The sequence below is a fragment of the Deltaproteobacteria bacterium genome (assembly GCA_019308995.1).
GTDB lineage: Bacteria > Desulfobacterota > Desulfarculia > Adiutricales > JAFDHD01 > JAFDHD01.
In genome coordinates this window covers 1-14,905 of the sequence record JAFDHD010000034.1, presented here as the reverse complement: position 1 = coordinate 14,905, position 14,905 = coordinate 1, and the positions used below count along the sequence as shown (strand labels likewise).

Genomic DNA, 14,905 nt, shown 5'->3' with positions numbered 1-14,905 from the left:
CTGAACCTTAATAATAACTGAGCCGGATAATGGTTAGCCTGAAAGAGCGCGGGCTTCGTTTTGAGATCATCGTCAGTCTGGCTTTGCTTGTGGCTGCGGCTGTGGGCTTGGTCGGGCTGGTTGTCTTTAAATATACACAGCGGGAGATGATCGCGCTGAAGGTGGAAAGCGGGCTGATTCTGGCCAGGACTATTGAAGAACGGCTTATTACTCCTTCACTGGAGGGAGGCCTGGAATACTGGGTCAACACCCTGGCTCAGACTGGTTTTAAAGGCATCGCGGTCTTGGACCAGAATGGCAAACCCCTGGTGACATCACCGGCCTGGTCCTGGGAAGACCGTCCTAATCGAAACGATCTTGAGCAGACCCTTAAAACCAGACAGATGAGAACATTTTTAAGGCGCACAGGTTTTATCTTCTTCGGTTCGGATCCGACTCTAGCTTTGGCCGTGCCCTTGTTTGACGGGCCGAGAGTTATCGGGGTGGTCGGTCTTTATTCTCCGCTGACGGATTTACGAGCCTCCTGGGCACGAATTCGCTGGATCATCTTGCTGTACCTCCTCCTGGACACCCTGATAATGGTCTTTTTCGGAACCTACGTTCTTTCGAGGCGCCTTATCAGGCCCCTGACCCGGATGCTCGTTCGAGTCAAGGCGCTGGCTCAAGATGAATATCGGCCCGGCCTGGAACCGGTCAGCGGAGCAGGGGAGATCGGCGAACTGGAAGAGGCCTTTGAAACCATGGCCCGCAACTTAATGGAAAGCCGAAAGAAGCTGGAGGAGAATCTTGCTTCCCTGAAGGAGGCTCAGGAAAGGCTAGTGAAGTCGGAGAAGATGGCCACGGTCGGCCGGCTGGCTGCCGGTCTGGCCCACGAACTAGGCAACCCTTTGGGCACGATTCAAGGCTTTGTTCATCTCCTCAGGCGGAAAGACCTGGGTGAGGAGGAACGAATTGACTTCCTCAACCGCACGCTGTCCGAGTTGAGTCGTATGGATGCTATTATTCAATCCCTGCTCGACTTCGCTCGTCCGGCCAGGATCGAAACCGGGCCGGTGGACCTCAATAAACTTGTTACTGACGGTCTGACATTGGCTGAGGTTCAGAAATGGTTCCAGAGCCTTGAGGTGGTGACAGACCTTACGCCGGATCTTCCCCCTGCCAAGGCTGAAGCAAACCGGTTGACTCAGGTCTTGCTCAATCTGCTAAATAATGCCGGTCATTCCATGCCAAACGGGGGGACCATAACGATCGGCACCGGCCGGAGCGGTGAGGATGAGGTTTTTATATCTGTGGCCGATACAGGGTCTGGTATTATGGAGGAAGACCTGGAGAAGATCTTTGACCCTTTTTTTACTCGCAAGGAGCCAGGGGAAGGCACCGGTCTGGGCCTGAGCGTCAGCTTATCCATTGTTGAATCCTTTGGCGGGCGGATTGAGGTCAAGAGCGAGGAGGGTCAAGGGAGTCTGATGACCGTGTTTCTGCCTGTAACGGAAGAGGAAAAGGGATGACACCTATAGAGGAACAGCGTGTTCTGGTGGTGGATGACGAGGAAAACATGCGTCTTGTTTTGAAGACCTTTCTTTCCCGTGAAGGGTATCAGATCGTCGAGGCGGCCAATGGCGCGGAAGGGCTGGCCTGTTTGGACCGGGAAGCCTTTGATTACATCCTGTGCGATGTGCGCATGCCGGTCATGGATGGATTGACTTTTTTAAACGAGGCCAAGGCGCGCGGCGTGCTGGCGCCCATAATCATGCTCTCGGCCTATGGTACTGTGGATTCAGCGCTCGAAGCCACCAAGGCCGGCGCCTTTGATTATGTTTTCAAGCCTTTTAATCCGGATGAAATATTACTGACCCTCAAGAAAGCGGAGGAGCGGGAACGACTGCGCCGGGAAAATGTGGCCCTGCGCCGGGCCGCGGCAGAGAGACCTCGCGCCGGAATCGTGGCCCGGAGCAAGGCTATGACCGATCTCCTGGTCATGGTGAATCGGGTGGCCGAGGCCAGCAGCCCGGTCTTGATTACAGGTGAGTCGGGGACAGGCAAGGACCTGGTGGCCAGGGCTATTCATGAAGCGGGCTCCCAGGCCGAAAAGCCCTTCGTGCCCGTAAATTGCGGGGCTATCCCGGAGAAACTCCTGGAGAGCGAATTCTTTGGCCACGTCCGCGGGGCTTTCACCGACGCCGTCCAGGACCGGGTCGGTCTCTTTCAAGAAGCCGATGGGGGAACCCTCTTCCTGGATGAAGTCGGGGAGTTGCCATTGTCCCTCCAGGTCAAGCTCCTTCGGGCTATACAGGAACAGGAGATTCGACCCGTAGGTGCTTCAACGCCGATTCAGGTGGATGTGCGTATCGTGGCGGCCACGGCCCGGAACCTGTCCAGAGAGGTGGAAGCCGGGCAGTTCCGTGAAGACCTGTATTACCGACTTAACGTACTGCCTCTGTTTATCCCGCCGCTCAGGGAGCGGCCGGAAGATATCCCGCTGCTCCTGGACCACTTCCTTGTCGCCCAATCCGCCCGGATGGGCCGGGAGCGGCCCGAAATATCGCCTGAAGCGGCTGAGGCCTTGTTTGACTACTCATGGCCAGGGAACGTCCGGGAACTGGAGAATCTGGTGGAACGGATTCTTATTCTTTCCCCTCACTCCCGCCTTGAAAAGGAAGATGTTCCTTCTCACATCCATCTGGGTGTTTCAAAGCCGGGGGAGGCCGGGACCCCGGATGATCTGGACCTTAAGGCCTGGATTCGAAACCTCGAAGCTCGTTTAATCAAGGAAGCCTTAAACCAGAGTGAAGGTAACCGCTCCGAAGCCGCCCGCAGGCTCAAGATCAGCTACCCCTCCTTACTAACCAAAATCAAGGCCTATGGGTTGGAATAGGCCTAATTCGTGTCTATAAAAAACATTAATACTTATTAAAAAGTTTTATAATATCCTCGAAGAGGATAAAGCTCCCAGGGGAATTCTTGAGGTAAATATTAAATAATATCCTCATGTTATAGTTTTGTTCGGGAGGCCGCTCTTTTGGCATGAAAAATGACCTATTACGGGTCAGTGAGGTAGGTTATGAAATCCATACCAGGATTAAAATTAGGGTTCACCCTTCTTGAGCTTATTGTCGTAATTGGCATCATTGGTGTTTTGGCCGCGATCACCGTTCCAACCACCAGCTCCTTTCTCCCTGGTTATCGTTTGAACGCTGAGACCCGGAAGATGATGGTCAATCTTCAAATGGCCAGGGCTACGGCGGTGCGCCTGAGCGTGAGGTGCGTGGCGGTGTTTGTACCGGGGGCCTATTCGGCTCAGGGTGCAGTCGGTAGTTATCTTATCTTCCTTGATTCTAATAACAACTGGCAGCAGGACGACCTGGATGGTGACGGAACGGTGGATCTGGAAGAAAGAACCGTTCTGGTGGCCAAATCCATGCCAGGCCTAGTATCCCTTGTTTCCGCGGCCTTTAATAATAATGGCGGTCCGGTATCAAGCCAGACAGATCCGGACGGTGACAGTTTTTTTGAAATAACCCACCTGGCAACCTCGACTACAAGCATTGGTTTCGATTCACACGGCTTAGCCGCCCGTTCAACTGCCGGGGCCTTTGTTTCCGGGAACGTAATTCTCAGGAACAACCAGGGTGAGTGGCGGCGGGTGACCATTACGCCTGTGGGTCAGATGACGATGCAAAAAAGTAAAGACGGGGTTAACTGGGAATGAGGTGACATGACCATGACGAATGATAGAAAAGGATTCACCATTATCGAGGTTCTTATCAGTATGGTTATCCTGGTTTTAGCGCTTTTTGCTCTTTCATCATTGCAAACCGTGTCCATCGGCAGCAACGCCTCCAGCCAGCAGCGGACGATTGCCACCATACTGGCTCAGGATAAGATGGAGGAGCTTAAAAGCCTGGCTTATACTGATTCGCAGCTTAGCGATACGAATGCAAACTACGATCAGAACCAAAATTATTTCGACTGGTCCCTGGCTGTGGACCATACCAATGTTGATGGCCTGGGAAGCGTGGCCAACCCTATTGACGAGAATGGAAATAATGTGGCCAGCAATGGATACACCAGGGTCTGGAATGTGGTTGACGACATTCCAGCACGGAACATGAAGCTGATTTCCGTGAGGGTCAGCTGGTCATTCAAAGGCGGGCGCGCTGTAACCATAGATGGCATCATTTCGCGGGAGTGAGAAGAGCATGGGAAAGAAAAACAAAGGATTCACACTGGTTGAACTGCTTATCGCCATCGCTTTGGCCGGTTTTTTACTCGCCGGCGCTGTCTCTATTTTCACATTTTCCAATCGGGCATACGTAGTTCAGGACGATGTGGTCATGACCCAGCAGTTTGTGCGCTCAGCCCTGGAAATCATGCTTCATGAGATGAGGATGGCCGGGTATATCCCCACGGCCATGCAGGGTGCGTTGGATTCTGATGAACAGATCAGGGAGGCTACCGCCGTCGCCATGACCTTTATTGCGGACTTGAATGCTGACAATAACCCGGAGTTAGTCCGCTATACCCTTGCCGCGACCACTTTAACCCGCCAGAGTTGGGAATGGTCGGCAGGCAGTACCTCCTGGGTAGCCCAAACCGGCGCTGTAACTCTGGCTGAAAATATCACCGGCCTCAGTTTCAACTACACTTATGCCGATGGGACCCAAGGCATACCGGCCAGCACCCAGGACCGGGCAAATGTTAGAGCTGTGACTGTCAGCTTGACCGGGCGCACCGCAAATATTGATCCGGACTACACCGCCCCTGATGGCACAAAATACCACTATCGCACACTTCAGACCTTCATCAAAATGCGAAATATGGGTCTGTAAGGAGCCTTTCATTAGTTGAGGAAAAACAATGAGTAAAGCCGTTAGAAAACATTTCAGGACAGATGAAGAGGGTTCGGTGCTCATCATGACGCTGATCCTGCTGGCGGTCATGAGCGTCATCGGCCTGACCGCAAGTATGATGTCCAGAACGGAGATCACCATAAGCCACAACACCACCGTATCAAGGCAGGCCTTCTACGCCGGAGACAGCGGCATAGAAGTATCGCCCAAGATCGTTGGCCGCATCATTAACGATGGAACGGTGCCGACCGACATTCCCGATATCAGCATTGACATTGGCCTCCGAGATGAAGTCATGGGGTATTTTTTTGAGGCCGATGCCACAGATTCGGTTTCGCCAGCGATTGTAAATCCAGATTTGAGCCAGACGATAAGTGTCTCCAACTTCAGTGTAGACATTGATCGAGACCCCACCGGGGCTCAATTCATGCCAGGTGGCGGGGTGCAGTTCGCATCTGGCGCAGAGGGCGTGGGCGCGGGCACGACCGGCGGAGTGCTCATCTATTATGATTTCGATTCCGTTGGCCAGGCGCCCAATAGCGCACGCTCACATATTGACGCCCGATACCGTAAGGTCGTCGGTGTGGCGGGAGGTAAATAATGCTACGAAATAAAATACTTATCACTGCGGTTTTGCTACTAGGGCTAGTTCTAGTCAATCCGGCTCCCGGATGGTCGGTCCAGCCTTCCATGGCTGACTATACCTCTTACCCCGTCTACTTGACCAGCGCGGTTACGCCTAATATCATGATCATCCTCGATAACTCCGGCAGCATGAATTTTAACGCCTATGGCACCTGGCCCGGGGATGGCGGCCTTGTCGCTGATGTTCCCTATGCCAGCGGTGAAGTCGGGGTCAGTGTGGTGCAATCCCGTGACGATGCTGAAGAGGTACGCAGCGGAGCGGATACGGGCCGCACTTACGGCTACAGTGTTGACCTTGATATTGGCGCGCTTGAGGACGACGGCGTTACTCAAATGATGGTCGGCGTCCGTTTCCAGAATACGGGTATCCCTCAAGGAGCGCTCATTAAAAGCGCTTACATCTCGTTCAAAGCATATGGCAGTAGATCCGTCGCCTCCTCTTTTACCATCGTCGGGCAGGACAGCGACCATGCAGTTCAGTTTTCTGCTGGCAGCTGGCAGAATTGGATTGACGCTGACAACGAAGATATATCGAGCACAACCAATAGACCCGAAACCGTGGCTTCGGTGGCCTGGAATAATATAGAGTCCTGGACGGCTGATACCAGGTACAGTACGCCTGACCTGATCGCTATTGTCCAGGAAATCGTAAGCAGAACCGGATGGGGACCGGGCAGCGCCATTGTTTTTAAAATCTGGGGCACAGGAAAGCGAGACGCGTATTCCGGTGACGGCGGCACCGCCAATGCCCCAATACTCTATGTCGAGTACGAGGCTGAGAACCCCCTGTATTACGGCTACTTCGACCCTGAGGCTAGATATACTTATGCTAGCAATAAGTTTTCCAGGGATCCAAACGGCGAGTGGGACGGTAACTTCTTAAACTGGCTCTCCATGAGGCGTATAGATATCCTGCGAAAGGTGCTCATGGGAGGTCTGGCTACGTCCCGCACCGGCGGCGGGAACCAGACCAATATTGGTGAAACCCCGGCGCAATCGAGCCGGACATATGTCAAGAGATACATCGGCTCCAACGCCTCGCCTCATCACGGCAATTTCTACTATGGCCTAAAGGGCGGCTATATCTATGTGGATGACGATTCCTATCCTTGGAGCGGCTATATTGCCCGTTATAATATTTCGGTCCAGAAAGAGGAGGCCAATGAACCTGAAGATTTTTATGAAGGCAACCTGGCCGGCGTTCTTCAGAGAGTGGGCGATCAGGCGCGCTGGGGAAACATGTGGTTTAATTACGGAACCGGCCACAACGAAAGCGGCGGGTATGTCGCTAATCGCGTTGGCACGAATATAACCACGCTCATCACTGATCTTCAAAACACAAGCGCGGACACCTGGACACCGCTGGCTGAGACCTACTACGTGGCCATGCAGTACTTTAAACAGGAAGCTGTCCAGAGTGGGTTCGATTATCCCAACGGCGCCACCGGTCCCTTTAATAACACCATGGATCCTTACTATTCGGACCAGTTTATAGAATGCGCCAAGAGCTTCGTTATCCTGCTTACAGACGGCGCCTCGACAAAAGACCGGATGATTCCTGATTTTCTAAAAGATTATGATGAGGATGGCAACGATGCCGGCACTTACCCGTCTGATGGCACCGATTATCTCGACGACATCGCGCTTTATGCCCGCACCAACGACCTGCGAGACGATCTTGGCAGCGATCAAAACCTTATCTTATATACAATCTACGCCTTTGGGGATGATCCAAACGCCCGCCAGCTGCTGAAAGATGCGGCCCAAAACGGCGGGTTCGAAGATAAAAATGGTAACAACCGCCCCGACCTCCAGGAGGAGTGGGACAAGGACGGCGACGGAGTTCCGGATACTTACTTTGAAGCCACAGACGGCTATGAGCTGCAGGAAAGACTTCTTTCAGCCATTACAGATATCCTCAGGCGCGCTTCCTCAGGTACGGCTGTTTCAGTCCTGTCCACCTCTGCCGAGGGTGAAGGTACTCTGGTCCAGGCCTATTTCAAGCCCTCGGTCTCTGTCGGTTTCGAGGAGATTAAATGGATCGGATACTTGCACGCCCTCTGGGTGGATAGTAAGGGTCGTCTTCGTGAAGACACCGATTCAGTTCCGGGGGCCTCCCCTGGATTAACCCCGACTGTTGACAAGATCGTGGAATTCTTCTTTGATGCTGCACAGGGGCAGGCTAAATTCTACCGATTTGACGTGGACTCCGTTACCGGCGACAAGGTCTTTGTGGATACGAATGGAAACGGCGTATTCGACGAGGATGATTATTATGAGCCCACCGAACACCTCATTGATGAACTGATACCCATCTGGGGCGCGGGCCATAAACTGGCGGCGCGATCCTCAGCAGACCGCTCCATCTGGACCTATGTGGACATGGACAAGAACCAGGCCGTGGACTGGAATACCGAATATCTGGAGTTTCAAACAGGTAATAGCGCAGCCATCAAACCATACCTTGGTGTTGAGGATGGCACGGCCTATGCCTACCTGGGAAGCACGCACGACGACCGGGTCACCAACCTCATCAAGTTCATTCGCGGCGATTCCAGCGGCTGGGCCGGCACCCCGGATTTACGCAGCCGCACCATTGACGGACAGGTCTGGAAGCTGGGGGACATAGTGAATTCTACACCTGTGACTATTGGCAGGCCCCTTGATAATTACGGCCTGATTTACGGCGATAGATCGTACCAGGATTACTTTGATACATACAGGGATCGTGAATCGGTTGTTTATGTCGGAAGCAATGGCGGTATGCTCCACGCCTTTCTGTTGGGCCGGTTCAATGCCAGAGACAACCCCCAGACAGCAGAAGTTGAAGTCTCCTATCTTGACCGCCGCGGCGATCAAACGGGTGATCCGCCTCCAGTTACCACCGAGGATTTTGGAGACGAGCTCTGGGCTTTTATCCCCCAGGCCCTCCTTTCGCATCTCAAGTGGCTGGCGGACCCGGATTATACGCATATCTATTATGTGGACCTCAAACCCAGGGTGCTTGACGCTCGGATATTTAGTGACGGCGTTGACCCTCAAACTGGCGTTGATCATCCTAATGGATGGGGCACGGTGCTCCTGTGTGGTCTAAACTCTGGAGGCAAGGAAATTTGGTCCGCAGGCGACTATGATGACGGAACCGGGACCCTGGTAACTGAGACGCGCTTCTTCAAACCTTCTTACTTCGCCCTTGATGTCACCAATCCGCATACCCCTGTCCTCTTATGGGAGCGCACCTATGACGAACTTTCCTTCACCACCGTTATTCCCACCGTCGCCAGGGTAAATGGAAATGGCGGCAGAGGATTCTGGTATGCTATTCTCGGGTCCGGCCCTTCGGATTACGATGGCTCCAGCAGCCATACGGGCCATATCTATGTCGTGGACCTGGCCACTGGTGAACTGTATCGGGACCCCGCGAATGTGGGCACCTACGATACATCTGAAACTAATGCCTTCATGTCTTCGCCAATCACCGTGGATGTCGGCCTTAATTATAACGTAGACGTAGGTTACATGGGCGAAACCTATGAACAGGGCTCAAACTGGAGGGGTAAGCTTTATCGATTCAGGGTGCCCATAGATAAAACCGATCCTGATCCGCAAAACTGGGTCTACGATCCTGATCCGGTCAACTGGGAGTTCTCGGTTATGTTCAATTCGGAAGGGCCCATCACCGGCGGACTTACAGCCTCTATTGACCTCAGGGACAATTTCTGGGTCTATTTTGGAACCGGCCGATACTACAGCGATGCTGACCGATCTGATACCAGTCAGCAGTACATGTATGGCATAAAGGATCCTTTCTATAATAATTCAATGTACCTGGGTGCAGGAGTGGATCCGGTCGGTCATGTTATTGACCACATAGATTTATTAGACTCGACCAATATTAATGTGTTTACCAATATGGATGTCGAAGGCGCTCCCGCTCCGACAGATTCATGGGATGATCTTATTCAGCTCATGGGGACGCTGGATGGTTGGTCCCTCCAGCTCGATGAAAGAGAACGGGTTTTAACAGATCCTAAGATTCTTGGAGGTATCGTTCTGACGCCAACCTTCATCCCAAATCAGGACCCGTGCGGTTTCGGAGGCAGCTCCAACCTCCTGGGCCTCTACTTTGAGACGGGCACCGCGTTTTATCGAGCGGTTTTTGATGAAGGTACCGAAGAGGTGCCTGGAGAAGAGAAGGAACTAGTCGTGAAAAAAGTTGATATTGGTATGGGTATGGGTTCGAGTATTGGCCTGCATGTAGGGCGGGAAGAAGGCGCCAAGGGCTATATCCAGCAGTCAACCGGTGTTGTGACAGAGGTAAACCTTAATCCCGCTTTGGACGTCCAGTCCGGTATAATCTGGTGGCGGGAAAGGTGATGAGGGGGAAAAATGAGCACAAGATACTTAAAAATTACATTTCTGAGCGTTGCGCTCCTGATGGCGGCCCTGCTGACCTTCAATGCGGCTGACGCTAAAAATCCGGGCCAGACAGGTGAGGAAAGTTCGAGCCAGGGTGTAATCGTTGAAAAGGTGGTGAAGATTGTTGATAAAGGCCGCGGGTTTGTGGAAATACACCGGCAAGGCAGATTCAAGGTTGATAGAAAAACCGTGATTCTCTCACCAAGCAAGACGAGAATGTCACTTATCTATCTCGATGTTCCCTGCTGGGCTGAAGTCCGATACTTCGAGGGCGGCGGCGAACCAGTGCTGGAGAAGATCCAGGTTTTCAAAACCATCCCGGAGTGAGTCGGGATGCGGTCCAAAAACAATGTAGATGCATAATAAATTCCAGGATAATTTGAAAGGGCGGCTCCTTTAAGCCGCTCTTTTTACTTGTCTCACCCCCCGCGATGGCGTAAGTTGAAATTGATTTGAATGGTTTCCTAGGAGAAGCCATGACTAGCCGAAAAATGACCCAGGATTACCTGGTCCAGCTGTTATCAGATAAAGGTCTGCTCTCTGAGGACCAGGCTGTTCAGGTCCAGAATTCATTTAAGACGCAGCGCAAGAAGCTGGCGCGGCAGTCCAGGTCGAGCCGGGGCGGTGGTCGGGGTCGGGCCGAGGATACATCTGCCGTGGATGTTTTGGCCTCTTATGCCTTTCCTCTTTCCAAAGGCAAAGAAAAGATCCTAACAGAAGACTTGATCATGAAGGCCGTAGCCGAGGACGCGGGGCTGCCTTTTCGCAAGATTGATCATCTGGAACTGGACCTGGATGTCGTCACAAAAACCATCCCTCGCTCCTTTGCCCTCAAGTATCTTGTCGTCCCGGTGGGTATTGTTGAAGACACTCTTGAAGTAGCTGTTTACGATCCCTTTGATCAGGCTGTTCTGGAAGATGTCAGAAGGGTCAGTCAGTATGACATTCGGCCGGTCCTGAGCACCAAGACGGACATCAAGAAGCTGATCAGTGAGTTCTATGGGTTTAAAACCTCCATTGCCGGGGCCGAAGGCCAGTTTGCCGCGCCGGAGGTAGACCTGGGCAACCTGGAGCAGTATGTTCGTCTGAGGTCAACCGAGGAAATCCAGGCTACTGACCAGCATATCAAGAATGCGGTTGATTACCTCTTTGGCTATGCCTTTGAGCAGGGGGCGAGCGATATCCACATCGAACCTAAACGCAGTGAAACCCTGATCCGTCTTAGGATTGACGGGGTTTTACATAATGTTTATCGCCTGCCCAAGACGATCCATTCAGCAATCATCTCCCGCATAAAAACACTGTCCCGGCTGGATATCGCTGAGAAAAGGCGACCTCAGGACGGCCGGATCAAGATCGAGCACCAGAGACAGGAGGTTGAAATCCGGGTCTCGACCATCCCCGTGGCCTTTGGGGAGAAAGTGGTTCTGCGAATCCTGAACCCGGAGATTCTGTTTCAGGACCTGGACAATCTGGGATTCACCTCCACCGACTTGGTTAAGTACAAGGACTTTATTCATCGCCCCCATGGCATCATTCTGGTCACCGGCCCCACAGGCAGCGGCAAGTCTACGACCCTGTATTCCACCCTGCGTCATATCGGCAGTCCGGAAAAGAACATTACGACCATCGAGGATCCTATCGAAATGATCTTTGAAGACTTCAATCAGATCGGGATTCAACCGCAGGTGGGGATCACCTTCAGTGGCATCCTGCGCAATATTTTACGCCAGGACCCGGACATTATTATGATCGGCGAGATGCGGGATGCCGAGACCGCTGAATATGCGGTTCAGGCCGCCCTGACCGGACATCTGGTCCTTTCGACCTTACATACCAATGATGCCCCGCTGGCCATTACCCGCCTGATAGATTTGGGCGTTGAACCATTCCTGGTGACAGCCACCCTGATCGGGGTGGAGGCCCAGCGGCTGCTGCGTCGCGTCTGTATCCACTGCAAGGAAACCTTTTTCTTAAGCCCGGAAGAGGTCGAGGCTCTGGGACTCAAGCTCAAGGTTGATGGCAAACTTAAACTCAGCCGCGGCCGGGGATGTGAGAAATGCCGGGGGACCGGCTACCTCGGTCGGCGAGCCGTCTTTGAAGTCATGCCTTATACTGAAAAACTCAAACAGATGTCCCTGACCGGTCAGGAAGCCTCGGCCTTACGATCGGTCGCAAAGAGTGAAGGTATGAGTACTTTGCGGGAAAATGCCTTGCGTCTCATGACGCAGGGGATGACCACCTATCAGGAAGTGCTTCAGGTGACCGCAGAGGAATAAGGAGAGGTCGTCTTAAAAGCCAGCCATAAGTTCAGCCATGCTTTCCGAACTGGTTGTTAACAACTTCGCTCTAATTGATCGCCTGGAACTCACTTTTTGTCCTGGTTTCAATGTCCTGACCGGTGAGACCGGGGCGGGAAAATCCATTATCGTCGGCGCGGTCAATCTTATCCTCGGTGGACGAGCCTCTGCCGATCTCATCCGGGATGGCAGCGATGAGGCTGAAGTCCAGGCCGTTTTCACTGCCCCAGAACCTGAGGCGTTCAGGCGGCAGCTTGAAGGACTGGGCCTGCCTCCTGGTGAAGAGATTCTGATTCGGCGCGTCATCAACCGCTCCGGACGAAATCGCATTTTCATCAACGGTATTGCAACCACCCTGACTCAGCTGACCCGACTGGGCCAGGACCTGGTCAATGTTTCAGGCCAGCATGAGCACCAGCGACTCCTCGACCCGGACAGGCAGCTTCTGCTGCTTGACCAGTACGGCGATCTTCTTCAGTCGCGCTCAGAAATGTCTGCGATCCATCAGAGCTGGATCGAACTGAAGGACAAAGCCTCGAATCTGGAAAAGAAGATCAGAACGGCTCGCGAAAAGGCCGAGCTTTATGAATTTCAGGTCAAGGAAATCGAGGCGGCAAACCTGGTCCCTGGTGAGGATGAAAAACTGGAGCAAGAACGGCGCCTGATCCGAAATGCGGAAAAAATCTTTACCGCGGTCCGTAATAGTTACGAGCGGCTTTACGGCCAGACCGGGGCCGTGACTGAGGTCCTGGACGCGGTTCGCACAGAACTGGCCAAAGCGGTTGAGATAGACGGGCGCCTCTCTGGCCAGGCCTCCCAGCTGCATGAAGCCTATTATCAAATAACTGACGCGGCCCAGGCATTGCACGACCACCTGGACCGGCTGACTTTTGACCCGAACCGGCAGGAAGAAATCGAGGAACGGTTGGCTCTGATTAATCGTCTCAAAAAGAAATATGGGTCCAGTTTGGATGAAGTCATGGCATACAGCTCAAGGGCGGAGACCGACCTGCACCGGCTGGCCGAGATGGAGAGCGAGCTTGAAGAGACAATAAGGGAGGCCGAAGCGGCAAGAGAAATGGCCCGAAACCAGGCAGAGGATTTGACCAGTAAACGGAAAAGCACCGCTGCTCGGATGTCCGGGGCGGTGGCCGTAGAACTTCGATCCCTGGGTATGCCTGAGCTTGAGTTTGAAATCAGCTTCAATGACAGACCAAAATCCGTTGATCCGAGTCCGACCGGCTGGGACGAGATAGAACTCCAAATCTCGCCCAATCTGGGTGAAGAACTCAAGCCCCTGGCCCGGATCGCTTCGGGCGGTGAATTGAGCCGAACCATGCTCGGCCTCAAGGCCCTCCTGGCCGGTCAGGAGAAGGTCCAGACCCTGGTTTTCGATGAGGTGGACGCCGGGATAGGTGGAGGCGTAGCCGAGGTTATTGGTCGCAAGATCAAGGACCTGTCAGCATTTCATCAGGTAGTGTGTATTACTCACCTGCCTCAGATCGCCGTCTTTGCCTTGTACCATCATCAGGTTTTCAAGGAGGTCAGGCATCAACGAACCGTTACCGATATCCGGCTCTTGTCCCATAAAGAACGGGTTGAAGAGATCGCCCGAATGCTCGGCGGCCTCGAACCTTCATCCAAAACAATGGCCGCAGCCAGAGAAATGATCCTGAAGGCTAGTGGAAAATCTGGTGGGGGTCGTTAGTTAAATAGGACAGCGTGCCCATCAAGCACCGAGCGGTATTCCTGACAGTCTAACTCGCAAAATAGACGGCTTCGCCAGCCAGAATGTGACCGGAAGTGATCCTGGCCTCAGAAGTTTCAGCCAGCACACGCGTTATTTCAAGGGTTGCCTTGACCGGGCCGGGTATAATGTAAGTTCGTCCCGCGGTATTGGTTATTTTTTCTCCGACACCAAGGACCACGAACCGGTGGCCGGGCTTGATGCCGACATCCCTGCCGGCACTCAATATAGCAGTTGATCCGGAGATGCTTTTAACAAAACCCTTCCAGGGTGCGTTGGTCAGGGTCTTGAGGATGCTTTTGGTGAGCGGTTGAATGGCCAAAGTAAGGCTTCTGTCCACCGAAGCCTGGTCCAGGTCGCCCTGAGAACCGGTCGGCCATTCTCGCGCCGACTCCAGTTCATGCGCTGTGTCGCCCAAACTGGTCCCGGTCAGGAGAAAAGTCCCGCCTTCCGCGTCTATCACTTTGACCAGTAGATTTGCCGTAACAACCTCTTTTTTCTTAAAGACGGGAATATAGAGGCGCCACCCGATTTTTTTTTCGGTCAGGTGTATGGCTGAGACGGCTCCAAGGACCACGGCGTTGAGCTTGAGGCTCCGCCCGAGCAAAGCCGCTGTGCCTTGGGTCAGGGGCCTGGGAATCTGCTGGGCGGTTATGTAAGTTTCCACCTTGGTATGAGGGACAATGATTACTTTTCCAGATTGGGCAAGCTGCTGGGCGATACTGTCCGCGATGCGGCGGCCTAGATCGGCCCTGCCAAAGTCGGTATTATTTTCAAAAGGAATTACAGCGATTTTTTTCTTGAGGTTGCCAGGTTTGAACTGGGTTGGGCCAAATCCTTTTTTGGCAGCACAACCTGCCAGGAGAAGAACGAGGCAAAGGCAAAACGTTATGAGTAGCCCTGAAATGTGTCGCTTAGGCATGGCGCCCCTTTCAAGGAGAAAT

General features: G+C 53.1%; 11 protein-coding genes. 10 read left to right on the top strand and 1 reads right to left on the bottom strand.

The window, feature by feature from the left end; translation table 11 throughout:
* The first annotated feature begins 29 nt into the window (after positions 1–29).
* The 10 genes from JRI95_07815 to recN all read left to right on the top strand — a co-directional run bounded on the left by JRI95_07815 (position 30) and on the right by recN (position 13,922).
* A complete protein-coding gene (locus JRI95_07815) occupies positions 30–1,508 on the top strand; it encodes a HAMP domain-containing protein (GenBank protein ID MBW2061455.1) in 1,479 nt (492 codons plus the stop codon).
* Entirely contained in the window at positions 1,505–2,875 is a 1,371-nt protein-coding gene (locus JRI95_07810; GenBank protein MBW2061454.1) for a sigma-54-dependent Fis family transcriptional regulator, read from the top strand. The genes JRI95_07815 and JRI95_07810 overlap by 4 nt, the downstream gene beginning before the upstream one ends.
* A gap of 186 nt (positions 2,876–3,061) precedes the next feature.
* Complete coding sequence (locus JRI95_07805) at positions 3,062–3,709, top strand: GspH/FimT family pseudopilin (GenBank protein ID MBW2061453.1); 648 nt, start codon at positions 3,062–3,064, stop codon at positions 3,707–3,709.
* 12 nt (positions 3,710–3,721) lie between these two features.
* Complete coding sequence (locus JRI95_07800) at positions 3,722–4,192, top strand: prepilin-type N-terminal cleavage/methylation domain-containing protein (GenBank protein MBW2061452.1); 471 nt, start codon at positions 3,722–3,724, stop codon at positions 4,190–4,192.
* A 7-nt stretch (positions 4,193–4,199) separates the two neighbouring features.
* Positions 4,200–4,829, top strand: coding sequence for a prepilin-type N-terminal cleavage/methylation domain-containing protein (locus JRI95_07795; protein ID MBW2061451.1), 630 nt, complete (start codon positions 4,200–4,202; stop codon positions 4,827–4,829).
* A gap of 28 nt (positions 4,830–4,857) precedes the next feature.
* Positions 4,858–5,451 carry a pilus assembly PilX N-terminal domain-containing protein gene (locus JRI95_07790; protein MBW2061450.1) on the top strand — a complete coding sequence of 198 codons (594 nt, stop codon included), beginning with the start codon at positions 4,858–4,860 and terminating at the stop codon, positions 5,449–5,451.
* Complete coding sequence (locus JRI95_07785; protein ID MBW2061449.1) at positions 5,451–9,872, top strand: hypothetical protein; 4,422 nt, start codon at positions 5,451–5,453, stop codon at positions 9,870–9,872. The genes JRI95_07790 and JRI95_07785 overlap by 1 nt, the downstream gene beginning before the upstream one ends.
* Before the next feature lie 12 nt (positions 9,873–9,884).
* The gene (locus JRI95_07780; protein MBW2061448.1) at positions 9,885–10,241 is read left to right on the top strand and encodes a hypothetical protein; all 357 of its coding nucleotides are present in this window, start codon (positions 9,885–9,887) and stop codon (positions 10,239–10,241) included.
* A gap of 149 nt (positions 10,242–10,390) precedes the next feature.
* Positions 10,391–12,193, top strand: coding sequence for a type II/IV secretion system protein (locus tag JRI95_07775; protein ID MBW2061447.1), 1,803 nt, complete (start codon positions 10,391–10,393; stop codon positions 12,191–12,193).
* A 37-nt stretch (positions 12,194–12,230) separates the two neighbouring features.
* Positions 12,231–13,922: a DNA repair protein RecN gene (gene recN / locus JRI95_07770; GenBank protein MBW2061446.1), complete on the top strand. Its 1,692-nt coding sequence runs from the start codon at positions 12,231–12,233 to the stop codon at positions 13,920–13,922.
* A gap of 49 nt (positions 13,923–13,971) precedes the next feature.
* Here the strand turns inward: recN and JRI95_07765 are convergent, their stop codons facing one another.
* The gene (locus tag JRI95_07765) at positions 13,972–14,883 is read right to left on the bottom strand and encodes a hypothetical protein (protein MBW2061445.1); all 912 of its coding nucleotides are present in this window, start codon (positions 14,881–14,883) and stop codon (positions 13,972–13,974) included.
* Between the last annotated feature and the right edge of the window lie 22 nt (positions 14,884–14,905).